The sequence below is a fragment of the Sulfuricurvum sp. genome, assembly GCF_028712165.1.
In the GTDB taxonomy this organism is placed as follows: domain Bacteria; phylum Campylobacterota; class Campylobacteria; order Campylobacterales; family Sulfurimonadaceae; genus Sulfuricurvum.
The window spans coordinates 12998-36165 of sequence record NZ_JAQTQR010000002.1; the positions used below are offsets into that span (position 1 = coordinate 12998).

General features: G+C 43.8%; 23 protein-coding genes. 22 read left to right on the forward strand and 1 reads right to left on the reverse strand.

What is annotated here, in order from left to right:
- Positions 1 to 63 precede the first annotated feature (63 nt).
- From PHP90_RS00415 to PHP90_RS00480, 14 genes are all read left to right on the forward strand, one after another.
- On the forward strand, positions 64 to 1749 hold the full coding sequence (locus PHP90_RS00415; RefSeq protein WP_299923543.1) for a nickel-dependent hydrogenase large subunit: 1686 nt from the start codon (positions 64 to 66) through the stop codon (positions 1747 to 1749).
- Between the two features lie 44 nt (positions 1750 to 1793).
- A complete protein-coding gene (locus PHP90_RS00420) occupies positions 1794 to 2387 on the forward strand; it encodes a TetR/AcrR family transcriptional regulator (RefSeq protein ID WP_299923546.1) in 594 nt (197 codons plus the stop codon).
- A complete protein-coding gene (locus tag PHP90_RS00425; protein WP_299923549.1) occupies positions 2368 to 3264 on the forward strand; it encodes a hydrogenase in 897 nt (298 codons plus the stop codon). The genes PHP90_RS00420 and PHP90_RS00425 overlap by 20 nt, the downstream gene beginning before the upstream one ends.
- Positions 3251 to 4546: a nickel-dependent hydrogenase large subunit gene (locus PHP90_RS00430; RefSeq protein WP_299923552.1), complete on the forward strand. Its 1296-nt coding sequence runs from the start codon at positions 3251 to 3253 to the stop codon at positions 4544 to 4546. The genes PHP90_RS00425 and PHP90_RS00430 overlap by 14 nt, the downstream gene beginning before the upstream one ends.
- Positions 4547 to 4712: 166 nt before the next feature.
- Positions 4713 to 5708 carry a cache domain-containing protein gene (locus PHP90_RS00435; protein WP_299923555.1) on the forward strand — a complete coding sequence of 332 codons (996 nt, stop codon included), beginning with the start codon at positions 4713 to 4715 and terminating at the stop codon, positions 5706 to 5708.
- 4 nt (positions 5709 to 5712) lie between these two features.
- Positions 5713 to 5952, forward strand: coding sequence for a nickel-dependent hydrogenase large subunit (locus tag PHP90_RS00440; RefSeq protein ID WP_299923558.1), 240 nt, complete (start codon positions 5713 to 5715; stop codon positions 5950 to 5952).
- A gap of 197 nt (positions 5953 to 6149) precedes the next feature.
- Positions 6150 to 7388 carry a hydrogenase small subunit gene (locus PHP90_RS00445; RefSeq protein ID WP_299923561.1) on the forward strand — a complete coding sequence of 413 codons (1239 nt, stop codon included), beginning with the start codon at positions 6150 to 6152 and terminating at the stop codon, positions 7386 to 7388.
- Positions 7381 to 9156 (forward strand): nickel-dependent hydrogenase large subunit, encoded by a 1776-nt coding sequence (locus PHP90_RS00450; RefSeq protein ID WP_299923564.1) that lies wholly within the window; start codon positions 7381 to 7383, stop codon positions 9154 to 9156. The genes PHP90_RS00445 and PHP90_RS00450 overlap by 8 nt, the downstream gene beginning before the upstream one ends.
- A gap of 10 nt (positions 9157 to 9166) precedes the next feature.
- Complete coding sequence (locus tag PHP90_RS00455; protein WP_299923567.1) at positions 9167 to 9883, forward strand: cytochrome b/b6 domain-containing protein; 717 nt, start codon at positions 9167 to 9169, stop codon at positions 9881 to 9883.
- A gap of 95 nt (positions 9884 to 9978) precedes the next feature.
- Positions 9979 to 11901 carry a hypothetical protein gene (locus PHP90_RS00460; RefSeq protein WP_299923570.1) on the forward strand — a complete coding sequence of 641 codons (1923 nt, stop codon included), beginning with the start codon at positions 9979 to 9981 and terminating at the stop codon, positions 11899 to 11901.
- 108 nt (positions 11902 to 12009) lie between these two features.
- A complete protein-coding gene (hypF, locus tag PHP90_RS00465; protein WP_299923573.1) occupies positions 12010 to 14250 on the forward strand; it encodes a carbamoyltransferase HypF in 2241 nt (746 codons plus the stop codon).
- Positions 14247 to 14804 (forward strand): hydrogenase maturation protease, encoded by a 558-nt coding sequence (locus tag PHP90_RS00470; protein ID WP_299923576.1) that lies wholly within the window; start codon positions 14247 to 14249, stop codon positions 14802 to 14804. The genes hypF and PHP90_RS00470 overlap by 4 nt, the downstream gene beginning before the upstream one ends.
- Positions 14805 to 14807: 3 nt before the next feature.
- Positions 14808 to 15350: a HyaD/HybD family hydrogenase maturation endopeptidase gene (locus PHP90_RS00475; RefSeq protein ID WP_299923579.1), complete on the forward strand. Its 543-nt coding sequence runs from the start codon at positions 14808 to 14810 to the stop codon at positions 15348 to 15350.
- Positions 15351 to 15362: 12 nt separating this feature from the next.
- Complete coding sequence (locus PHP90_RS00480) at positions 15363 to 16445, forward strand: DUF4424 family protein (protein WP_299923582.1); 1083 nt, start codon at positions 15363 to 15365, stop codon at positions 16443 to 16445.
- 4 nt (positions 16446 to 16449) lie between these two features.
- Here PHP90_RS00480 and PHP90_RS00485 read toward each other — a convergent pair whose 3' ends face one another.
- Positions 16450 to 17136, reverse strand: coding sequence for a transposase (locus PHP90_RS00485; RefSeq protein ID WP_299923585.1), 687 nt, complete (start codon positions 17134 to 17136; stop codon positions 16450 to 16452).
- A 161-nt stretch (positions 17137 to 17297) separates the two neighbouring features.
- Between PHP90_RS00485 and PHP90_RS00490 the strand changes: the two genes are divergently transcribed.
- The 8 genes from PHP90_RS00490 (at position 17298) to hypD (ending at position 23138) form a co-directional block, all read left to right on the forward strand.
- Positions 17298 to 18500 carry an OprD family outer membrane porin gene (locus tag PHP90_RS00490; protein ID WP_299923588.1) on the forward strand — a complete coding sequence of 401 codons (1203 nt, stop codon included), beginning with the start codon at positions 17298 to 17300 and terminating at the stop codon, positions 18498 to 18500.
- Between the two features lie 115 nt (positions 18501 to 18615).
- The gene (gene cbiM, locus PHP90_RS00495) at positions 18616 to 19284 is read left to right on the forward strand and encodes a cobalt transporter CbiM (RefSeq protein ID WP_299923602.1); all 669 of its coding nucleotides are present in this window, start codon (positions 18616 to 18618) and stop codon (positions 19282 to 19284) included.
- On the forward strand, positions 19281 to 19583 hold the full coding sequence (locus PHP90_RS00500) for a PDGLE domain-containing protein (RefSeq protein WP_299923605.1): 303 nt from the start codon (positions 19281 to 19283) through the stop codon (positions 19581 to 19583). The genes cbiM and PHP90_RS00500 overlap by 4 nt, the downstream gene beginning before the upstream one ends.
- Positions 19573 to 20121, forward strand: a complete 549-nt coding sequence (locus PHP90_RS00505; protein WP_299923608.1) for a hypothetical protein — start codon at positions 19573 to 19575, stop codon at positions 20119 to 20121. Before PHP90_RS00500 ends, PHP90_RS00505 begins: the two co-directional genes overlap by 11 nt.
- Positions 20114 to 20824, forward strand: coding sequence for an ABC transporter ATP-binding protein (locus PHP90_RS00510; protein ID WP_299923611.1), 711 nt, complete (start codon positions 20114 to 20116; stop codon positions 20822 to 20824). The genes PHP90_RS00505 and PHP90_RS00510 overlap by 8 nt, the downstream gene beginning before the upstream one ends.
- Before the next feature lie 24 nt (positions 20825 to 20848).
- Positions 20849 to 21724, forward strand: coding sequence for a hydrogenase nickel incorporation protein HypB (gene hypB, locus PHP90_RS00515; protein ID WP_299923614.1), 876 nt, complete (start codon positions 20849 to 20851; stop codon positions 21722 to 21724).
- Positions 21725 to 21726: 2 nt separating this feature from the next.
- Positions 21727 to 22020 carry a HypC/HybG/HupF family hydrogenase formation chaperone gene (locus PHP90_RS00520; RefSeq protein WP_299923617.1) on the forward strand — a complete coding sequence of 98 codons (294 nt, stop codon included), beginning with the start codon at positions 21727 to 21729 and terminating at the stop codon, positions 22018 to 22020.
- Entirely contained in the window at positions 22017 to 23138 is a 1122-nt protein-coding gene (hypD, locus tag PHP90_RS00525) for a hydrogenase formation protein HypD (RefSeq protein WP_299923620.1), read from the forward strand. The genes PHP90_RS00520 and hypD overlap by 4 nt, the downstream gene beginning before the upstream one ends.
- Positions 23139 to 23168: the final 30 nt, after the last annotated feature.

Here is a 23168-nt window from a genome sequence, read left to right on the forward strand (position 1 = left end):
CAGCCGTAGCTTTAGTGAAAGGAATTTGAGAGGGGCTTTGCTCCTCTCGAAGGAGACATACAAATGAATAAAACGAAAAAAATAATTATTGACCCGATTACCCGAATAGAGGGACATCTGCGGATTGAAGTCGAGATTGATGAAAATAATGTTGTGACTGAGGCATGGGCTTCAGGGCAGCTTTTCCGAGGGATCGAGACGATTTTAAAAGGGCGTGACCCGCGCGATTCAGGGCTGATTGCCCAGCGTATTTGCGGCGTATGTACAAATGTTCACTATCGTGCCTCGATCAGTGCGGTGGAAGCGGCATACGGTATCGAAATACCCCATAATGCCGAGATAATCCGTAATTTGGTCACTCTCTCACTGTTTGTCCAAGATCATATTGTTCATTATTATCACCTTCATTCGCTCGATTTTGTCGATATCACGGGTGCTCTCAGCGCCGATTGTACAAAAGCCGCCAAAGATGCCGAGACGTGGTCTGATCACCCTTATCGCAACTCGGACGGTCATCTCGAAGCAATCAAAGAGAAGCTGGAAGGGTTTGTCAAAGCGGGGCGGTTGGGGCTGTTTGCCAACGGCTACTGGGGACATGCGGCGTATCGTTTGAGTCCTGAGGAGAATCTGGTACACATGAACCATTACCTCGAAGCACTGCGGATTCAGCGCGAGCTTTCCAAAGCGGTAGCGATCTTTGCGGGGAAAACTCCCCATCCCCAAAATCTGGTTGTGGGAGGGGTGACAAGCGTTGCCGATATGCTGAACCCTCAGCGTCTGAACGACTTTTTATTTATTATCAAAGAGGTGAGGGACTTTATCGAACGTGCTTATATCCCCGATACTTTGATGCTCGTCAATGCTTACCGTGACTCGATCAAAGCGGGAGAAGGACGTGCCGTCGGGAATTTCATGTGCTGCGGCGGATATCGTTTCGGTAAAGATCAGCAGCTCTTTGAGAGCGGTGTCATAAAAGGGCATGATTTTGATTCCATCGAGCCGTTTGACAGCAGTAAAATCACCGAAGAGGCATCCCGCTCGTGGTATGAAAACGATGCCCCTCTCTCTCCGTATGAGGGGGAAACAACCCCGTTTTATACCGATCTAAACGAGGACGGATCGCTTAAAACCGAGGGAAAATACACGTGGGTAAAAGCGCCGAGATATGATGGCAATGTCATGGAAGTGGGACCGTTGGCTCGCATGATTGTCGGGTATGCAAAACATTCTCCGGTGATTCGCCCCTATATGGAGCGTTTTATGAAACGTTCCGGTATGGAGTTGATTGATTTCTCGACCACAGTGGGACGCAATGCGGCACGTGCGGTAGAAGCGCAGATCTGCTGCGATTATCTTTTTGATACGATGAGCGATTTGATCGAAAATATCAAATACTACGATGAGACGACGTGGACGAAGTATGTATTCGAAGAGCTGCCGCATGAGGCAAAAGGGGCGGGGATTTTTGAAGTGCCGCGCGGGGTACTCGGACATTTTGTCCGAATCGAAGATGCAAAAATCGCCAACTATCAGGCGGTTGTTCCGACAACCTGGAACGCATCACCTAAGGGAGCACAAGAAGGACGCGGAGCGTATGAAGAGTCGTTGATCGGGATTAAACTCGCCGATCCGTCCGCTCCGCTCGAAGTTTTACGCGCGGTTCATTCTTTCGATCCGTGTCTGGCATGTGCGGTACATGTGATCGATGCAACAGGACGGGAATTGTCACACTATAAAATTCTGAATTAGTATTCGCTATAATTATGCCAATGAATCTAAAATAGGAATAGCATTTGGCACGATTAACGAAAGAAGAACGTAAAGTTTCCATCATGACGAAAGCATTGGAACTCTTTTCCAAAGAGGGGTTTTATCAAACGACAATGCCCTCTATTGCTGAAAAAATCGGAATGAGTGTCGGGAATCTTTATAACTACTTTACTTCCAAAGAGATGCTTGCGAAAGACCTTATCCTCTATATCGCCAATATTTTGGGTGAAGAGATTCGGAAAATCAACGAAAGTCCTCTTAATACAAAAGAAAAAATCGATGCGATTGTTCACATGTATTTTAGAATCGCCCAAGAGCGTCCTGAGACGATCGAGTATTTTTTGCGTGTTTATCTCTCAAACCGCGAAGTATTTCAAAACTGCTGCGAAGGGATGATCTGTGTATCAGCCTTTGTGACCGAATTGATGATTTTCTTCGAAGAAGGGGTTCGCTCCGGTGATCTCAGAGATCAGGATTTTTTCAGTGCATTTGGTCTTTTTATGGGGTATTTGGGCGGAATGGTATTTATAAACGGTGAAAAAATTCTCCCAAAACCGTTGGAAAGTTATGAATCCTCCATCTCTGAAAATATCTATTATGCCCTCAAAACCCGCTAAACTCAAAGTCATTTGGCTACAGGGAATCACCTGCAACGGCAACACGCACTCTTTTTTAAATGATCTTTCTTTAGGATCACTTCTGGAATCGGTGGAGTTTATCCATCATCCGCTCCTCCCGTGCAGTAAAACACTCCAAGAACTCGTTAAAAAACTTCCAAAAAGTGATATCCTCATTTTCGAAGGGGCGTATAAAGCTGATTTTGAGCGTGCCGGTATGGCAATGAAAGAACTTTTGATGACTCTTGCTTCCAGGTCAAAACATATTATTGCAATGGGAAGCTGTGCGAGTTTCGGAGGAATATTCAAAGAAGCGGACTCTGATCATATAAGCGGTATTTTGTTTGACAAAGAAAAAGAGAGCGGACCTTTGAGGGAGATACGTGAGAAAGTAATTACTCTCAGCGGTTGTCCTGCCCATCCGAAGTGGCTGAGTTTTGTAATCGACATGATATGTCAGGGTAAAACAATTTTAGTAGATGAGTTTCGCCGTCCGAAAGAGTTGTACGGCTATCTCGTCCATAACGGATGTTTACGTAACGAGTATTTCGAATGGAAAGTCGATTGCGATACATTCGGAACCAAAGAGGGGTGTCTGTTTTACGATCAGGGATGCCAAGGACCATTTACTCACGGCAGCTGTAATAAAATTCTTTGGAATGATGTAAGCTCCAAAACCCGTTCCGGTACACCATGTGTCGGATGCACCGAGCCCTCTTTTCCCAAACGGGAACTTTTTACGACCAAAACCTATATGTCGATTCCCGCTGAGATGCCTCTTGGAATTCCTAAACGGAGTTATCTTGCATTGGCAGGGGCGGCGAAATCGTTTCATATCAAACGGCTTGAGGGGAAATTGATCGATGATAACGCATGAACTGATCGAACGGATCGAGGGGGAAGCGGTACTCGATTTTAAAACGGATAAGAGCGGAGCGGTTCAGGACGCCGAGATACGCTTTTTGCATTTTCGGGGAATGGAAGCGATCTTGGAAGGGCGCAATGCCCTCGATGCTCTTGTCATTGCGCCACGCGTCTGCGGTATCTGCGGTCACTCACATCTGATTGCAGCCGCTCGGATGATCGAAAATGCGTATATCGATGCCGGATTTTCGCTCAGTATTACTCCAAAAGCTCATTCAATTCGTGAAATCACCCTCTCGTGCGAACTCATCCAAAATCATATCAAATGGCTCTATCTTGTCATGCTCCATGAGAGCGGAAAACTGCTGGGAGAAGAGCCTTCGGTTGCACTAAAAGCTCTATATGCCTCATCCAAGATTAATCAACTCTGTGCCCTTTTCAGCGGGCAGTGGCCCCATAGTTCGTATGCACTTCCGGGCGGTGTGACATGCGATCCGACCCATATCGAAGTGATGCAGGCACTTAAAATCCTCTCCGAAGTAGAGCGTTTTATCGAAGATGAAGTACTAGGATGCAGTGCAGAAGCGTTCGGCAATCATATGAGTAACGATTCGCTCCTCTTATTGGAGGGAGATTTCGGAAAACTTTTGCGACAGATGGATCGCTTGGGGCTGCTAGATGCGGGAAAGAGCCACGGCCGATTTTTGGTTTTGGGAGACAATGCCGAATCGATAGCAAACGGTGTACGAAGTATCGCCGATATCGCACTGGTGAGTGAAGACAGCTCGCAGACCTTTGCCGAGGGTGGAAATACCTACGCTAAAAATGCCCTCTACAACGGAGACTTTTACGAAAGTGGCCCTTTGGCACGTGCCCTTGTATCGAAACGAGAGGGAATATCGGTTATGCATCAGCGACATAGCGACAGTGCATTGACTCGAATTACAGCGCGTATCGACGAGATTCTCACCCTTACAGCGCATGTGCGCCAACTTCTTACCACGCTCGATCTTTCTCACCCCTCATTTATTACCCCCTCTGCAATTGAGAGTATCAGCGGCTCTGGTGTAGGCATCGTCGAAGCGCCGCGCGGATCGTTGATCCATCGTGCAAGGATTGAAAAAGGGCGCATTGCATCGTATTCGATCATCACCCCGACCCAATGGAACCTCGGTAACGGAACAATGACGAATCCGGGGACAGCACAGAAAGCAATGATCGGTGCAGAGTCCACTGCGAAAGCCTCATTGCTCTTTCGCACTTTTGATGTTTGCTCTGTCTGCACAACACACTAATATAGATGTGTAAAATAACAAGAGGTTTTCTTTCAGTTTTTTCCAAATATTAAAAGATATACATTTTTTGTTTTGATCAGTGTATAAATATTTTACTTTATTTTTACAATTAAACAATACGATTGCCATAATCAAAAAATCTTATTTAGATATGGGAATTAAAATCATGAATAGTAATAGTTTTTTTAAAAAAAGTTACATATTTATAACCATTGCGGTGGTTATTGCTCTTGTTGTCATTTGGTCAAAGAATTTAGATTCTATCGCTGAAGTCAAAGATAAGATTTATACAGAGCAGACAATAACAATGGAAAAAGTTTATGCAAAAGCCATTAAAGATGAAAGCGATGTGGTAATGACCAATGCTGATAATATATCAAGAGACAGCGGAATCATACAGGGTCTAAAGATAAACGACAGAAATATGGTACTAGAGAGTCTTAAATCGATTAAAAAAAGTTATAAAAGCAACACAATATTCGGTAATGTTAAAATTCACGTGCATGATAGAAATATTCACAGTTTCGTTCGACTTTGGAATCCGGATAAATATGGCGATGATCTTAGTGGATTTCGTAAGTCTATCGTTGCAGTAAAAGAAAAACACGCACCTCTTGTTGCTCTTGAGGTAGGGGTCACCGGAGTTGAACTGCGCGGTATTATTCCAATATTTAGTGCTGATGAATATGTTGGTTCGGTTGAATTCATGCAAGGAACCGACACGATTGTTAAAGCATTAAAAAATAAATTCAACATAGATCTAATCATTGCATTAGATAATCGTTATAGTGATACGGCAAAAGAGCTTCAACATGCCACTAAAATAAATCAAAACTTAATTTTGGCAACAAATGAAAAGATGGCTGATAAAACATTTTTAGAAGATTTGAAGACAACGGCTTTGAATACCAATCTCAAAACTTTCAATACCAAACACTATTATACGGAAGTCATTCCTGTGAAAGATTTCTCAGGAGATGTGGTAGCTTATGCTTTACTTGGACAGAAATTAGAGGTATTGGACGAAAAAGTAAAAGAGACTAAAAGCTTATTGATAGAGAAACTTGTTCTTAATTCGGTTCTGGGCATTTTGAGCTTGATTTTATTTATCATCATTCTCCGTATCATGATTTTTCAAATTCGGGTATGGATTTCGAAATAGAGAAATGGCATTTGTCCGAATTACGGCCCGAATCGATGAGGTAGTTTCCCTTATAGCTTATATTCGAATGCTCCTCACTTCACTTGATCTTACGGAATCTTCTTTTATTCCTCCCGTACCGATTGAGAGTATAAGCGGTAAAGGTGTAGGGGTTGTAGAGGCACCCAGAGGCTCTTTGATCCACCGTGCAACGGTTGAAAAAGAGAAAATTGTGTCATACTCTATTATCACTCCGTCACACTAACATAACTTTTTAAAAATTAACTTTTTAAACAGAAATAATTTTTTTTTATCCTTATATAGGAAATTAAAATTATTTCTTGTCCTTAAAATGTATAAGAAATTATATTTTTCAATAAATTTTATGCTTTAAATATTCGTTTAAGTTATCCAGACGTACAATACTGAATGATTGTTCATAAATATTTTGAGGAGGGGACCATGTCCGATAAAATAGAAGCGGTTAAAAAACTGTTTACTTCGAAAAGTTCGCGCGTTGAAACGAACAAGGGTGATACATATTACCAAGAGTTGTTCGCGAAATGTGAAGCGCGATTAAATGAAATGCGTGCTCAAACGCCTGCAAATAGACTCGACTTTTCTGAGCTTTTAGAAGAGAATGGAATTGACAGACGAGAGTTTATGAAATGGGCGAGTGCGACGACGGCTATGTTGATGCTCCCTCCGATGTTTACACCGTTGGTTGCTGATGCTGCGGTGATGATGAACCGTGCCCCTGTTATTTGGTTGGAGCTTCAAGACTGTGCCGGTAACTCCGAAGCGCTTTTACGTGCTGACGGACCGAAAATTGATGAAATCGTACTGGATATCATCTCCCTCGAATATCATGAGACCCTCCAAGCTGCAGCCGGTTTTCAGGCTGAAAAACAGCTCGATGAGGCTATGGAAACGTTCAAAGGAAAATATCTTTTATTCGTAGAAGGTTCTATTCCGATGGGGATGAACGGTCAATACGGAACGATCGGTGCTGCCGGTGAAACGTTCCACGATCATCTCATGCGTTGTTCTGAAAATGCGGCAGCGGTTATCGCTGTCGGTGCGTGTGCAACGTTCGGCGGTATCCCGGCTGCTTCTCCGAATCCTACCGGTGCGGTAGGGGTTATGAATCTCGTTAAAAATAAACCGGTTATCAATATTCCGGCATGTCCTGCAAATCCGGCAAATATGGTCGGGGTTATTTTGCATTATCTATTGACAGGTCAAGTACCGGAACTCGATTCACTTCTCCGTCCTAAATTCGCATTCGGATACCGTATCCACGATAACTGCGAACGCCGCGCACACTTTGATGCTGGTGAATATGTAGAAGAGTGGGGCGACAAAGGGGCACAAAACAATTTCTGTCTCTATAAAATGGGTTGTAAAGGGCCGATGACATTCAATAACTGTTCAATCGTCCGTTATAACGAAGCGGTGAACTGGCCGATCGGTGTAGGACGTGGATGTATCGGGTGTTCTGAACCTGATTTCTGGGATAAATACGCGTATGAACGTCCGATGGCGGATGCTAAGATCAAAGCACCGACAGGTGGAGTTGAGAAAAGTGTGGATGAATTCGGTTTGGGTATGTTGACCGCAGCCGGTATCGGTATCGCGATCCATGCAGCAGCAAGCACCGTAGCAGGTAAACGAGATAATTCAGGAGAGAGCCATGAGTAAGCATATAGTAGTTGACCCAATTACCCGTATCGAAGGACATTTACGCATCGAGGCGGTAATTGATGAAAATAACACGATTGTTGATGCGTACAGTGCATCGACTATGTTCCGCGGAATTGAGACGATTTTACAAGGGCGTGACCCACGTGACTGCGGACTATTGGCAATGCGTATTTGCGGTGTTTGTACCGGTACACACTATCAACGTTCTATCGAAGCGGTTGAGGATGCGTTTGGAGTTACAATTCCTAAAAATGCACGTATCGTACGTAACCTGATCCAAGGTGCGTTGTATGTACACGATCACCTTGTTCACTTCTATCATCTTCATGCACTTGACTTTGTCGATGTTGTTTCTGCACTTTCCGCAGATCCGGCTAAAACGGCGGCTGAAGCACGTAAATGGGCGGCAGTTGCGGGTGAATCACCGTTTATCGACGGTGAGGGCGAATTTAAAGCGATCCAAGATCGTGTGGCTAAATTTGTAAAACAAGGGCGTTTAGGGATTTTTGGTAACGGATATTGGGGTAATCCTCATTATAAGTTGACTCCGGAACAAAACCTTATCGGTGTTGCACACTATTTGCAAGCATTGGACATTCAACGCGATTTGGCAAAAATGCAGGCGATTTTCGGGGGTAAAAACCCGCATCCTCAATCGATTGTTGTCGGTGGTGTAACGTGTGTCCAAGACATTGAAAATCCGGCACGTATCGCATTGTTTAAATCCTTACTCCTTGCAGGGCGTAAATTTGTAAAAGAAGCGTATTTGCCGGATGTTTACATGGCGGGTACGATGTATGCGGGTGAAGCAACCGACTCAAAAGCGACCTTTACGGAACTTATGGGCGGAAAAGGGGTTGGTGGAACCGGCGGCGGATTACTCAACTATATGAGTTACGGTGATTTCCGTCTCGATGATACCGGTTTTTATAAATCAGCACTTCTCTTCCCAAGCGGTGTTGTTTATGGCGGTGACATCAGTAAAGTAGCAGATGTCGATCAAGCAAAAATTGCGGAAGACGTGACACACTCATGGTATAAAGGGGATAAACCTCTTCACCCGTATGAGGGACAAACGATTCCGGAATATACGGGTCTTGATAAACGTGAAGACGGTATCGCATATCTTAAAACAAAAGAAAAATACAGCTGGATCAAATCTCCGATCTATAACGATACCCGTGTTGAAGTGGGGCCGTTGGCTCGTATGGTAATCGGTGTAGCACGTAAAGATCCTCGTATTACCAAATATGTAACAGAATTTTTACAACGCGGTAACTTACCGATTGCAGTGCTCTTTAGTACCGTCGGGCGTACTGCTGCGCGTGCTGTTGAAACATCATTGATGTCCGATGTGATGATCGAGTGGGTAGACGAACTTGCTGCTAACGTAATGGCAGGAGATAAGAGTACATGGACACACTTTGACTTCGATAAAGTAAGTGTGAGTGCAAAAGGTCACGGTATGGCTGAAGCTCCACGTGGTTCATTGGGACACTGGGTGAGCGTTGAGAATGGAAAAGTGGCAAACTACCAAGCGGTTGTCCCTTCTACATGGAACGCAGCTCCTCGTGATCATAAAGGACGTTTGGGTGCGTATGAAGCGAGTTTGATCGGAACCAAAGTGGCGAATCCGGAACAACCTCTTGAGATCATTCGAACCATTCACAGTTTTGACCCTTGTATTGCTTGTGCGGTACACGTTGTCGATACCAAAGGTAAAGAGCTTGCTGTTTACAAAGTAGATACCTCTTGCAGTATCTAAGGAGCCAATCATGAAACAGGGGTACAAACAAGTTAAACGTATGACACCTGCTATGCGCATCATCCATTGGTTGAATGCGTTTAGTATGATTGGTGCCATCATAACGGGTCTTTACATCGGTCATCCGTACTATCAGACATTGATAGCGGATGGTGCAGTCGACAAGTATGTTATGGCATGGAACCGATACGGGCATTTTATGATTGCCATTATTTTTGATGTTACGTCAGTTGTAATCGCGTATCTATATTTTTTCAGCCGATTTGAAAAACCGTATAAAAAACTGATTCCAAACGGGAAAAATGTAACGGAATTTTTTGCAGTCTTAGTCAACCTTTTGACACTTAATCGCAAAAAAGGGTTTGATTCAACGCATTCGGACAGTTTTAATACGGTCTATTTTACAATTTTCCATTTGCTCCTTATATGGATGTTGTTGACCGGCTTGCAAATGTATGTTCAAGGATTGGAATCAGGTCTCAGCTCTATCGGATCATGGTGGCCATGGCTCTTGCATGTTTCAACCGATTGGACATTGTATGTGACAGGCGGAACGAATATGGATGTTCGTATCGCACATCATATGAGTATGTGGTTTATTATTTGCTGGGTAGTCTTTCATATCTACTATCAAGTATGGAGAACGATTTTCTGGAAAGAAGCAGATATCGCTATCGTTATCGGCGGCTCAAAATTTGTTAAAGATGATACGTTAAAAAGTGTGTAAAGACTAGTGCGGGCTTTCATGCCCGCCGGTACTCTGTTTTTCTTAACCTCCCATTGGGGATGAGATGAAAAATAGCGTATTCAACAAGGATTATTATGGCATTTACGTTAGAGGTTATGACCTCTTTTTCTCAACCTACTATTAAAAATTATTTGATTTCTACGATTCGCTCTTTTAATATTAAAGCCGTTGTCCATCAGCAAAAATCAAAAATTATTTGTGCTTTCGACTCTCAGGATGAAACGCTTCAATTGTGTTTGGAAACGATTGCTTCTACATTGCCCGCTTCGTGTTTTATGAGCGGTTCACAGCACTATGATATAGAAGGGGAACCTGAGGCGATTCCGGATTTCGAGGTTGAGTATCCTCTCGGTCTCGGTTTATGTCCTTCGTGTCAGAAAGAGATGTTCGACCCTTCGTCAAAACGGTATTATTATCCATTTACCCAATGTACCCATTGCGGAGGACAATACGCGTTTTTCGAGCACTATCCGTATGAGCGAAGCAATACGGCACTGAGTTATGTACAGCCGTGTCCGACGTGTGAACATGAATCACAAAATGTCGGGCGTCGAGAAAAACAGGTGTTGAATTCATGTCATGAGTGCGGTATCCCGGTTAAATTACTGCATAAAGATAAAGAACGCTATGCCAATGATGCGGGAAGTTTTAGAACGATGTTCGAAGTCGCGGCTAAAGCATTGCGTGACGGTAAAACACTGCTCATGAAAACGACGATGGGATACCGCCGTTTCTACCGAGCAGAGAAACTGGAACACGGCTCCGTATTAATGCTGGTCAATGCAGCGAAAATCACCGACTATTGCTCTTTGATCAATGATGAATTTAATGCATTGCTCAGTATCGAACGTCCGATATTGCATGTCGCTCTTAAAGATGAAAGCTTGCGCAGTACTTTCGGAACCTCTATTGACGTCAAATATCCCGATGAAGGTTTTTCGATTTTACTGGGGAAAGAGCTGACACTGCTGGGACTGGATTACATTGCTTACGAAGCATTGGAAAGTCCGTGCGAAGCGGATTTTGTGATGGAATTTGATCTGAATATTCAGCATCAGAGCGATATGCGTCTGTTCATTAACAAAGATATCAAATTTATCACCTCCGGTGAGCGGGTTTCGTTCCCTTCACGTTTTCCTGTCGGAACCGATACATTGAGTATCGCACACGGCCTGGTGGGAATCAAAGATGAGAAGGGGATGCTGTTTGATCAAATGGGGCGATTCACCTCTGCATCAACAGTGAAAGTCAATCAGCTCGAAAACGAGACACCCGCGGTTGAATCCAACAATTTTCACACGATGGCGGAAGATGAAGCCTCTTTTATGTCGGTCATCGCGGAACACGGTAAATTCGGATCCAAAGTGGTCGGAGCCTATTTTCAGGAAGAACCCTCGTTTTTGTATTATGACGGTAAAAAAGTGATTCGCGTTGTCCCTCCTCATACCTTCAGTGCGGCAGGATTGATCGATAAAATGAGCACCTTGCGTGAGGGTTCGAATCGATTGATGGACAACATCAAAAATAAATTGCCGCAAATGTATGAATTGCTCTTGGAACTGGAACAAAGCGATGCCACTTTGTTTGAAGCGACGGCCATGATTTTGGGACTGGAAGATAAAAGCTATGAGGGTGTAATGCGGGAAGCTCTGAAGTTTATCGGGAAAGGCGGACTTCAAATCGATACGAAAGTGCATGACAACCGTTTTAATCATGTCGCTTTTTTATCCAGTATCATCAGCTATCAGATAGCGGGTGTAGATTCAGTATATCTAAGCTATTCTATCTTCGAATCGTTCGGAGACTACTTCAGTGAATTGTTGAATGAAATAAAAGGGAAAACCAAAGCGACGGATATAGTACTGTGCGGCAGCTATTTCGGTGGACAATCGCTCTTTAGCCGGTTGCAGAGAAATTTGAAAGCAACGCCTCCGCTGCTGAATGTGAATTATCCGATCGGGAAGGAAAATTGCGTTGTCGGTGGAGTGTACTTATAAATTAACGTTACACACTTTTCGGGCAAAGCCCGCAAAGTGGCAGGGACAAATGTCCCTACAACCCCCTAAAGCTACCCGTATCTCTCGGATACGGGAGAGAAATTGATGATGAACAATTTCAAAATCACCATCAAAGGATTAGTCCAAGGTGTCGGATTCCGCCCGTTTGTTTATAGGACTGCAAAACAGCATCACATAAAAGGGACGGTGTGCAATACTCCTGAGGGTGTTGTGATCGAAGCTCAGGGGATACACTGCGATGCGTTTGTAGAGGCGCTGCGAACGAATCTCCCCCCAAGAGCCCGTATTGACTCGCTGAGTGTCAGTGAAGCAACGGGTAGCACTGCCTACGAAGATTTTACTATTTTAGAGAGTTCTATGGGGGAAGGGTCTGTCGCAATCCCTCTGGACACTGCTTTATGCCCCGCATGCGAAGTAGAGATGGATGACCCGCAAAATCGCCGCTATCAATACCCCTTTATCAACTGCACCGACTGCGGTCCGCGCTATACGATCATACAAATTCCTCCGTATGATCGTGTCAGAACTTCGATGAAACATTTTACGATGTGTCCGGAATGCGAAGCAGAATACACCGACCCCAATTCCCGCCGTTATCATGCCGAACCGATCAGCTGTCCGCAATGCGGCCCGAAGTTGAAATTGATCGAAAATCAGGGGAACCCAATCATGGGCAATCCTCTTGAACTTGCCGTGGAAATGCTGAAATCGGGGGAAATTATCGCACTCAAAGGATTGGGCGGATTTCATCTGATGTGCGATGCTACCTCTGATGCCGCCGTGAGTGAATTGCGTCGCCGTAAACATCGCAAGGCCAAACCGTTGGCCGTGATGTTTCGCTCTTTGGAAGATCTGGAAAGCTATACCGAAATTACGAGTGATGAGCGAGTACACATCGCCGGAGCGCTTAAACCGATCGTCATTGTACGTGCCAAAAAAGAGACGGATTTATCTCAGTATGTAGCTCCTACAATCGATCGGCTGGGTGTTTTTTTACCTTATACCCCATTGCACCGTCTTCTTTTCGAACAAATCGATTTTCCTCTGGTTGCGACCAGTGCGAATATCAGCGATGAACCCATTATTGTCCGTACGGATGAGATAGTGAGCCGATTGGGAAATGTGGTCGATGCCGTTTTAAGCCATGACCGCACCATCATCAACCCTCTCGATGATTCCGTAATTCAAATCGCAGAGGGAAGGGTTATTATGCTCAGAATGGGTCGGGGATATGCGCCTCGTACCTTCCCTTTGACCAACACGCTTGAGGAGAGTGTTTTAGCGGTGGGAGCGCACCAAAAGAGTGCGATTGCCCTCGGGGTACACAACAATATGGTATTGAGCGGACATATCGGTGACTTGGGAAGTGTGGAAGCAGATGGTTATTTTGATCGCACTATCCAAACTTTCAAACGATTTTATGAGTGTGAACCAAGCATAATCGCCAGTGATTTGCATCCGTTTTACAGCTCGACGCAGTATGCCGTTGCCACAAAAAGAGAACATATCCCTATACAGCATCATTATGCCCATATCCTCGCCTGTATGGCGGAGTACGATTTGGATGAAAAAGTGCTGGGGTTTGCGTATGACGGGACCGGATACGGGGATGACGGGAGCCTTTGGGGCGGTGAAGTGCTGATCGCCGATACGCATGGATATGAGCGGATCGGTTTTTTAAAACCGTTTGCACTTCTCGGCGGGGACAAAGCGATCAAAGAACCTCGCAGAATCGCGCTCTCATTGTTATTTGAATCGTATACTCTGGATGAAGTTCTGGAGTTAAAATCCCCGACAACGGAAGCTTTTTTGCCTCACGAGATACGGACGCTTCACCATATGTGGTCGAAAAAGATCAATGCCCCGCTGAGCAGTTCGATGGGTCGGCTGTTTGACGGCGTAGCATCCTTGGGCGGATTTATCCAGACACTTGATTATGAAGGTCAGGGGGGAATGATCATGGAATCATTCGTCGATGAATCGATCACGGAACCGTTTGAGTTTAATGTTTTAGACGGAGTTATCGATCTTTCAATGATGGTGAAAGAGATCATGGCACTCACCGCGGAAACGGATTCGAAACACTATATCGCGAGCCGCTTTATCGCGACGGTTGAGGCCATTATGCTTAGATTCGCTTCGATGTATCCCGATTTGCCGATGGTTGTCGGAGGAGGGGTATTTCAAAACCGTGCGCTGATGGAACGCTTGTATCGCCGCTTCGGTGAGGGACGTTTTTATGCCCAACAGCAAACACCGATCAATGACGGATCTATTGCATTAGGGCAGCTCTATTATATAATACACAATACCAAAGGGGAAATATGAACGCTAAAGTCGCATTGATCGGTTCGGGAAACGCATTTTTTATGGACGAAGGAGTCGGTTTATATGCCGGCAAATATCTCAAAGAAAATTTTACGTTTGAACCGGCATTGGACATCGTTGATGGCGGAACGCTTGGGTTTAGATTGATGCCTCTGTTGCAAGAGTATGAGCATGTCGTTATTGCCAACACCAGTTCCGATGATACCAAAGCGGTGGGAACCATCGATGTGTTAAGCGGCGATGAGTTGATTGCCAATCAAGGGATCAAAAAAACGGCGAACGAAGTCGAGATCACCGAAATGCTCCAAATCTGCTCGATGGCACATCACTGTGCGCAAACGTCGATGATCAGTATCGTTCCCGAAGATATCATCAGTGTCGCTGTGGGTGTGACCCCCGCACTTCGATTAAAATGGTCGGAATACATTGATGTGATTGTGGATGAACTCGAAAAACTGGGGATTAAGAGCAGTAAAAAAGCTGAAGTCATGTGTCTCGATGAAATCCTCGAACAGTTCGCCAATCCAAGCATCGAACACGGCAAAGGATTCTAACGTATGTCTATCGTCGTTCTGGGTGTCGGAAATGTGTTGGAAGAAGATGACGGAGTCGGCATTTATGCGGCGGCGTTTCTCAAAGCCAATTTTACCTTTAATGATCGTGTCCATATCATCAACGGAGGGGTCGAGGGGATCAATCTGCTGAACCTCTTTTTGGAAAATGCCTATATCATTATCCTCGATACGATCAATCTCGACGACACTCCCGGAAGCATTTACAATATCCCTTCCTACGAACTCAGCGGCTACGGCCTCAACAGCGGCGGTGCACATGAAGTGGGAGTCATGCAGTGTCTGGATATGATTGAGTTGATGGGACACCCCATGCCCGAATCCAATGTGATAGGGATTGTCCCTAAAAGTATTACGTTTCATATGGGGCTCAGTGCGGAACTTGAAGAACGATTTGAAGCGTATATCGGAACTATCATCGGATATCTCAAATCATCATACGGAATTGATGTTGTAAAAAAAGAGACTTCAAAGAGTCTTTTGGAAATTATTGAAAAATTTAAATACCCGAGTCATCAAGGGTTGTGAAATACAGATTTTATGCTTAAATGGTATAAAATGTTAACTATCTTGATCGCAGGTCATACTATGAAACTTTTGAGTTTTTTATCGTTGTTTATATTGCCATGTTTAGTCTTTGCGAATGACGGTTTCGGAGCACTTGATGCTGGTGGGATCATTATCGGAAAAACTGATGATATAGCGATGCAAAAAGAGGTTTTGGACATCAGTTACGACAAAATCAAAGTCGATTATGAATTTGTCAATGAAAGCGATAAAGATATCACGGAGACGATAGTATTTCCTTTACCTCCGTATTATGTTGGTGACCCAAATCCAGCATATATCGGTACGATACCAGACTTTAAAGTTGTAGTTAACGGTCAACCTGTAAAATTTAAGACGAAGGTGAGAGCCGTTACTGATGATGAAAATCGAACTGAAACTGATATTACCCAAAAGTTGAGAGGTATGGGCTTTAGTGATTATGATATTGTAATGGCTGCTTATAATATTAAAAAAATATTACAAGATAAAGCTGATATCCTCAAAAAAAATGGTTTACTTGATCAAGACTTTGTATACACTGGAGGTTGGGATATTGAATCGCTCTGGAAAAACTACGTAACCTACGAGTGGAAACAAACATTTAAAGCTCATCAAAAACTCAAAGTATCACATACCTATACCCCTCTTCCAAGTAGTGGGATGAGTGCTTGTTATATAAATACTCTTTTGGGAGGAGATTTGCAAAGCTCGAGAGAAGGACTTGCTAAATACTTATGTGCTGATGCAAAAACACTTGATAAATTAGATAATCTTGCCAAAAATGATCGTAATTGGCAGGGATATCCCTGCCTTCGAGGTGCTGATATAAGTTATATTTTGCGCACAGCCAACACTTGGAAGGACGGTATAAGAGATTTTCATCTCATCCTTCGAAGCAAAACTCCTGATGAAACGGTTTCATCCTGCTTTTCAAAATCGATAAAACAAACCAGTCCGACAACTTACGAAGTAAAACTCAAAAACTTTAAACCCAAAAAAGATTTGTCCGTATATTTCGGAAATATTGATAAAAATGCACCATTTACAGAAGCGAAACCGCCGGTTTTTCAGTAATAATCTAAGGGTTATTAGAGCGAAAATAGAGATCTTCTAAAATCGCTACACGCTCCTTGATGGGAGTATTAAATTTAAACTCCGCCTCTTTGAGGTAGTAGGGGAAATGCTCTTTGCTTACCCCTTTAAAGGTAGTAATAAACTGTTCAAAATAGTGCCAAAACTTGGTAATCGCATTGTCATGCTCGGATATCTTGATGATTTTGCTCATACGCATAAATTTTGAAAACTCTTTATAATATACCCCTTCGAGATTATCTTCCAAAAACTGTTGTTTGTACATATTTAGTGATGGCATAAGCAGAGTGTACACACGTTCTCCGTAGCTGAATGTCAGAAAATTATGGGAATCAAAGATAGCCGTTTTATCACGTCGTTTGGACTTTTCGATATAAAGGTACTCTTCGTATTGGCTCTCCTGCGTTCGATGGAGATGGTAGTGATCCTCACAATACTCTGCACAAATATGCCGGAATTTCTGATAGTACTTTGAGACGGTAACGTAGGTTAAATTCAGGGATCTGGATGCTTCGAGCGCATTTTCATCATTGCAAAAAAATTGGATAAGCGTTTTGATCTGATTGATTCGCATCGGACTGTACTTTTTTTTGCATACGGAACATTTAACCATCCCATCTGACAAATAATAAAGTGTGTGTTTGCAATAGATGCAGTGAGTTTGTCCGTTCATAAAGATATTGTATCGAAATTGGCATAGTATAAAAAATAGGCTAAATAGTTCTAAAAATATATAAGAATACTATTTCTTCAATCGTATATTATTTACCAAAGTTATACTGCTTCATTTAGTGAATTTGTATTCATTATTCATAAAATGAAAGGTATTTCAAAATGAAAAAAGCTTTGATGATGAGCTTTGCAATTGTTGCTGCATTAAGCGGGGAAACTATCGATGAAGCATTTAATGAGGGAAAAGCGAGCGGACAACTTCGTATCACCTATGTAAATCAGGACAATGCAGTCGATATCGATACCTACGGCACATCTCTCGGAGGTCAGCTGAAATATGAGACGGGAAGAAGCAATAACGTCAAACTGGGAATAGCGGCATATATCAGCCAAAAAATCGGTTATGCAACCGGAGATGAGGAGGAGGGGAAAGCGAACCACGATTTGTTTGCTGCAAATGCTAAATCCTATGCGTATATAGGTGAAGGATATATCGATTACAGTGCAAATGACTTTTCTCTACGAGTAGGGCGTCAGCTCATCGATACTCCGCTAGCGGATACCGATGATATCCGTATGCACCGAAACAGTTTTGAAGCGGCCATTGCTACCTATAGCGGAATCGACAAAACAACATTGGTTGGCGGATACATTACACGCTGGGCCGGATACGATTCCGGAGATGATATCACTCACTTTAAAAAACTTGATACTGCAGACAGTCATGGTGCAGCTATTGTCGGTATACTCAATGAGAGTGTCGAAAATCTTGCCGTGCAGGGATGGTATTACGGAATCGATAATGTGTCGAATATACTTTATACGGATGCAACCTACATGATTTCGGTCAATGAACTCATTGATGCCCAATTTTCCGGACAATACGGATACTTTGCTGAAAAAAAATCAAGTGATGTAGATGGGAGTGTATACGGTATCGCCGGTACATTTAATATAGGAATGGTATCTTTGGGTGCGGCATACAACAAAACAATCAACGATAATGGAAAAACAATCGTAAACGGCTTCGGCGGAGGCCCATACTTCACATCGATGGAAGAGATGAGTATCGGTAGTATGGAAGATGCCAAAGCGTATCAGTTAAGTGGTGAATTGGATCTAGCAAGTATCGGAATCAAAGGATTGATGTTTAGTGCTTTGTACGGTAATTTCAAAAGTGCACCTGCGGATTTAAACGTAAAAGAGATTGATTTGATCGCAGCCTATCAAATCAGTGAAGCGTTTAGCGCTGAAATGAGTTATGCAATGATTGGGGATAAAAATAAAAATAGGTTGAATGACGGTATACATGATTACGATGGCGGTTATGATTACTTTCTTCTCCGTATGAGTTACAACTTTTAATTTGAAACGCAGTAAGTGCTAAAAATATATAAGAAAGTATTGTTTTTACCTCTCTTTTAGGTTAACTACCTATAATTATTTCAAAACTGAATAACTATTCAACAGAGGAGTTTTTATGCATATTCCGGACGGTTTTATATCTCCCTCTACCTATCTTCCGGCAACGGTTGCAGCTATTCCTCTGCTGATGATAGCTTTTAAAAAAACAAAAGAAGCGATTAATGATGAATCTTTTGCCTTCTTATCCTCCCTTACCGCATTTTCCTTTGTCATTATGATGTTCAATATCCCTATTCCGGGAGGGACCAGCGGACATGCGATAGGGGCTGCAATTCTGGCGATAATGTTCGGTCCTTGGGTCGCGGCTTTTTGCATATCCCTTACCCTGTTTATTCAGGCTCTTGTTTTTGGGGATGGAGGACTTAGTGTGTTTGCTATTAACTCTCTGGCGATGGGGTTTGTTGCTTCGTTTGCAGCATTCTATGTTCACAAGCTCCTCAACAACAGACTGAACAATTCGATCGTTCTGTTTCTATCCGGCTGGAGCGGTATCGTTGCCGCATCGTTTGTGGTCGCCGTAGCTTTGGGTATCCAGCCTCTTTTGGGTGTTGATTCTGTAGGACATCCGATTTATTTTCCGTTTGGGCTGAATGTTACTATCCCTGCTGTAGTCGGTTCACACGTTCTATTCTTCGGAGTTGTAGAGGGGTTTGCAACGATGTTGGTTATGAAATTTATTGCGAAAATCTCCAATCAGCGTACCAATAAAGAGGTGGTGATATGAGTCAAAACAAAAAGTACCTGTTGGCTTTTATTCTAGTCCTGATCATTCTAACCCCACTTGGTCTTGTTGCACAAGGTCCTGCTTGGGGGGAATGGAGCGTAGAGGAGATCCGGGCTATGATAGGTTTTGTTCCTCAATCGATTGAGAATACAAAGCCTCTGATCGGGGCAATCATTCCGGATTATGAAATCAGCGGACTTTCGCCTATCGCTTCTACCTGGATCAGTGCCGTTGTTGGCGCTCTCTTAGTCTTTGCGGTTATGGTTGGAATCAAAAAATCGGTGAAACGTGAAAGCTAAAACCTATCTCATTTTATACATCGGTGCGCTCATAGCCATATCGATGTGCAAGAGCTATGAGCCTCTTTTAGCTGTCCTTGCAGTACTTTTGGTGATGTCCGGAAAATCGGTTTTAGTGATTGGTCGCAGATCGTTGATTTTGGTTGCCCTTTTTTCACTCTTTATCACTCTGAGCTATTCGGTGATGCTGTATCTGCAAAATCAACCCTTTTGGAACTATGTTCTAACCGTAAATCTGCGATCATTCGATATGGTATTTTTGACGCTCCTTTTTACGGCCAGAGTCAATATCTATGAGGCAGTCGCTTTTTCAAAAGATTTGAGCTTTTTACTGGTTTTGAGCGTCTCAAAAATCATGACAATGCAACGTGCTTTCGGAGACTATACCGACGCCCTCAAATCACGGACACTCAAAAAACCGACCCGAAATCAGATTTATGATTATCTGGGTTCGGCTATTGCAGGATTTTTGGATAAAAATATCCGAGAGAGCAAGGAAAATTTCGAAGCGATGAAATCGAGAGGATTTCATGTTTAGAGCTGAAAATATTACACTGAAACGTGATGACAGCACAGTTTTCGAAAATCTCAGCCTGTCTATCAATGCCGGAGAAAAAGTAGTGCTTCTGGGAGTAAACGGCAGCGGTAAAAGTACATTGCTGCGAATGTTGAACGGCTTGGTTTTTCCCGATAGCGGAGAACTGTTTTTTGAAGACAACCCACTCACAAAAAGGACGTTAAAAGATAAACATAAAAATGAATATTTCCGACGCAATGTCGGGCTTGTTTTTCAAAATATTGATGCGATGCTGTTTAACCCGAGTGTCTATGACGAGATCGCTTTCGGTGCGAGACAACTGGAGTTCGATGATGTCGACGCACGGGTGCGTAACTACGCAGAGTTGTTTGGTTTAACACCGTATCTGCAAAGTGTACCGTTCAAACTCAGCGGCGGACAAAAACAAAAACTCGCACTTGCATGTGTCATGTCCCTATCGCCAAAAGCGTTACTGCTGGATGAACCGACCAGTGCGCTAGACCCGGCAAGTACGGCAAAATTTCTCGATATCGTCGCTGCGCTCCCTATCACTACGATAACGGCGACGCATAATTTGACTATTGCACCGAGGTTGGGTGAACGTGTCATTATTTTAGACGAAAACGGTAAAATCCTGTACGATGGTAAAAGCGAAGATGCTTATGAGATCGACCTGCTGACGCGGGCCGGATTGATAATTTAAAAATTAAATAACAAGGAAATAATAATGTGTAAAGATTGCGGATGTTCTATAACAACAAACCACCACCAGCACGGACATACCCATGTCGATGAATTCGGTCGGGAATATACCCACGTACATGATCATGAACACGATGAAGATGCACACCCTCACGAGGGGGGACATCACCATCATCATCATGACGATGAACATTCTCATACCCATCAGGCAGCGCATGAGACATTGCACCATAACCCGCAGCTCAACGACACCAAAACGATTGCGGTGATCAAAAAGATTTTAGACAAAAACGACCAAGAAGCACACTATAACCGCGAGCACTTTAATGAACATGGAGTATTGGCGATCAATCTGATGAGTTCTCCCGGCAGCGGAAAAACAACGCTGCTCGAAAAGATGGGTAGCCTAGCCCCGTTTAAATTCGGTGTCGTCGAAGGGGACTTGGAGACGTCACGCGATGCGGATCGTCTCAAAGCGGTTGGTATTCCTGCAGTGCAAATACAGACGGGAAGCGCGTGCCATCTGGATGCGTTTATGGTTCACAAAGGGCTGCATGATCTTCCTCTGGCCCCTTTGGATGTCTGTTTTATCGAAAATGTCGGAAACCTCGTTTGTCCGGCAAGCTATGATGTGGGATCGCATCTCAATATCGTATTGGTTTCTATCCCTGAAGGAGAAGATAAAATCGCCAAATATCCGGTGATGTTCAGGGCAGCCGATCTGATCCTTATTACGAAAACCGATCTGCTTCCGTATTTCCAATACGACATCGAGCGCGAAAAAGCCGAAGCCCGTAAAATCAAACCGAACGTTGATATTTTGGAAGTAAACATTAACGACGAAGCTTCGATCAAACGGGTGATCGAATGGATCGAATTTAAACGAAAGATGAGAGCATAATTATGTGTTTATCCATACCTTCAAAAGTGGTCAAAATCGATACGGATCTCAACATCGCTACGGTCGATACGATGGGTGTTCAGCGTACTGCCGGATTGGATTTGATGGAAGAGGGCTCTGTGCAAGTCGGCGATTACGTGTTGCTGCATATCGGATTTATTATGAACAAAATCGATGAAGAGGATGCTCTCGAATCGCTGAGGGTCTATCAGGAAATTCTCGAAAAACTCGATGAGGAAGAGCGTCGGCAACTTGTTCTCGAAGATGATAATTGTGTCAATAGAGAAGCCCCATGAGCTCTCTCGAACTCAAAGATCTTTATGATGGGTTTCGCGATCCCGAGGTTATAAAAGGGTATCAAAAACTGATTGCGGCAGACGCACAAAAGCTCTCCCGTACCATCAACATCATGGAGGTATGCGGCGGACATACCCATACCATCATGAAATACGGTATTTTGCAGCTGTTGCCTGAGAATATCAAATTCGTTCACGGTCCGGGGTGCCCTGTCTGTATCATGCCCAAAGAACGGATTGATCATGCCTATGTGCTCTCTCAGCAGCCAAACGTCATTTTGGTGACATTGGGCGACATGATCAAAGTCCCCGGAAGTAACGGAAGCTTGCAGGACGCACGGAGCAAAGGTGCGGACGTTCGTTTCGTCTACTCGCCTCTGGATTGTCTGAAGATCGCAAAAGAGAATCCCGATAAAACGGTTATCTTCTTTGCCATAGGGTTTGAGACGACCACTCCGATGACTGCGGCGCTTTTGGATACGATGATAAAGGAGAATATTACCAATATCCTCTTGCATCTCAACCATGTCACGGTTCCCGAACCGATGCGCGCGCTCATCAGTGACGAGGCGTGCATCATCGATGCGTTTTTGGGGCCTTCGCATGTCAGTGTCATCAGCGGAAGCAAAATCTACGAAGAGTTTCCGCGAGATTGGGGAAAACCCATCGTCGTCAGCGGATTCGAGCCGGTGGACGTGATGCAGTCAATCAGTATGATTGTCAAACAGTTCATTGAAAATCGGTGTGAACTCGAAGTGGAATACCATCGCGCCGTGACGCGCGATGGAAATCTTAAAGCCCAAGCGTTGAATGATAAATATTTCCATAAGGTAGACTTTCGCTGGCGCGGATTAGGCGATATCCCCCAAAGTGGACTGGGTCTGCGTCCGGAGTATGACCGATACAACGCCGAGAAGATTTACGATGCAGTACTGCCAAAAGAGGAGATCGACGATCATAAACTCTGCATCTGCGGCGATATCCTAAAAGGGAAAGCTTCTCCGCCGCAGTGTACTATATTTGGCACGGCGTGTAAACCGACAAGCCCGGTGGGGAGTTGTATGGTAAGTTCTGAGGGTGCATGTGCGGCGTATTATAAGTATGGGAATTTGGTATAATCTATAAAGATTATGAATCTAAATAAGGCT

Bases quoted from the DNA above. Each gene is read 5' to 3' on its own strand.
- PHP90_RS00415 (WP_299923543.1), top strand. From the start codon at position 64: ATGAATAAAACGAAAAAAATAATTATTGACCCGATTACCCGAATAGAG.
- PHP90_RS00425 (WP_299923549.1), top strand. From the start codon at position 2,368: ATGCCCTCAAAACCCGCTAAACTCAAAGTCATTTGGCTACAGGGAATC.
- PHP90_RS00430 (WP_299923552.1), top strand. From the start codon at position 3,251: ATGATAACGCATGAACTGATCGAACGGATCGAGGGGGAAGCGGTACTC.
- PHP90_RS00435 (WP_299923555.1), top strand. From the start codon at position 4,713: ATGAATAGTAATAGTTTTTTTAAAAAAAGTTACATATTTATAACCATT.
- PHP90_RS00440 (WP_299923558.1), top strand. From the start codon at position 5,713: ATGGCATTTGTCCGAATTACGGCCCGAATCGATGAGGTAGTTTCCCTT.
- PHP90_RS00445 (WP_299923561.1), top strand. From the start codon at position 6,150: ATGTCCGATAAAATAGAAGCGGTTAAAAAACTGTTTACTTCGAAAAGT.
- PHP90_RS00450 (WP_299923564.1), top strand. From the start codon at position 7,381: ATGAGTAAGCATATAGTAGTTGACCCAATTACCCGTATCGAAGGACAT.
- PHP90_RS00455 (WP_299923567.1), top strand. From the start codon at position 9,167: ATGAAACAGGGGTACAAACAAGTTAAACGTATGACACCTGCTATGCGC.
- PHP90_RS00460 (WP_299923570.1), top strand. From the start codon at position 9,979: ATGGCATTTACGTTAGAGGTTATGACCTCTTTTTCTCAACCTACTATT.
- hypF (WP_299923573.1), top strand. From the start codon at position 12,010: ATGAACAATTTCAAAATCACCATCAAAGGATTAGTCCAAGGTGTCGGA.
- PHP90_RS00470 (WP_299923576.1), top strand. From the start codon at position 14,247: ATGAACGCTAAAGTCGCATTGATCGGTTCGGGAAACGCATTTTTTATG.
- PHP90_RS00475 (WP_299923579.1), top strand. From the start codon at position 14,808: ATGTCTATCGTCGTTCTGGGTGTCGGAAATGTGTTGGAAGAAGATGAC.
- PHP90_RS00480 (WP_299923582.1), top strand. From the start codon at position 15,363: ATGCTTAAATGGTATAAAATGTTAACTATCTTGATCGCAGGTCATACT.
- PHP90_RS00485 (WP_299923585.1), bottom strand. From the start codon at position 17,136: ATGAACGGACAAACTCACTGCATCTATTGCAAACACACACTTTATTAT.
- PHP90_RS00490 (WP_299923588.1), top strand. From the start codon at position 17,298: ATGAAAAAAGCTTTGATGATGAGCTTTGCAATTGTTGCTGCATTAAGC.
- cbiM (WP_299923602.1), top strand. From the start codon at position 18,616: ATGCATATTCCGGACGGTTTTATATCTCCCTCTACCTATCTTCCGGCA.
- PHP90_RS00500 (WP_299923605.1), top strand. From the start codon at position 19,281: ATGAGTCAAAACAAAAAGTACCTGTTGGCTTTTATTCTAGTCCTGATC.
- PHP90_RS00510 (WP_299923611.1), top strand. From the start codon at position 20,114: ATGTTTAGAGCTGAAAATATTACACTGAAACGTGATGACAGCACAGTT.
- hypB (WP_299923614.1), top strand. From the start codon at position 20,849: ATGTGTAAAGATTGCGGATGTTCTATAACAACAAACCACCACCAGCAC.
- PHP90_RS00520 (WP_299923617.1), top strand. From the start codon at position 21,727: ATGTGTTTATCCATACCTTCAAAAGTGGTCAAAATCGATACGGATCTC.
- hypD (WP_299923620.1), top strand. From the start codon at position 22,017: ATGAGCTCTCTCGAACTCAAAGATCTTTATGATGGGTTTCGCGATCCC.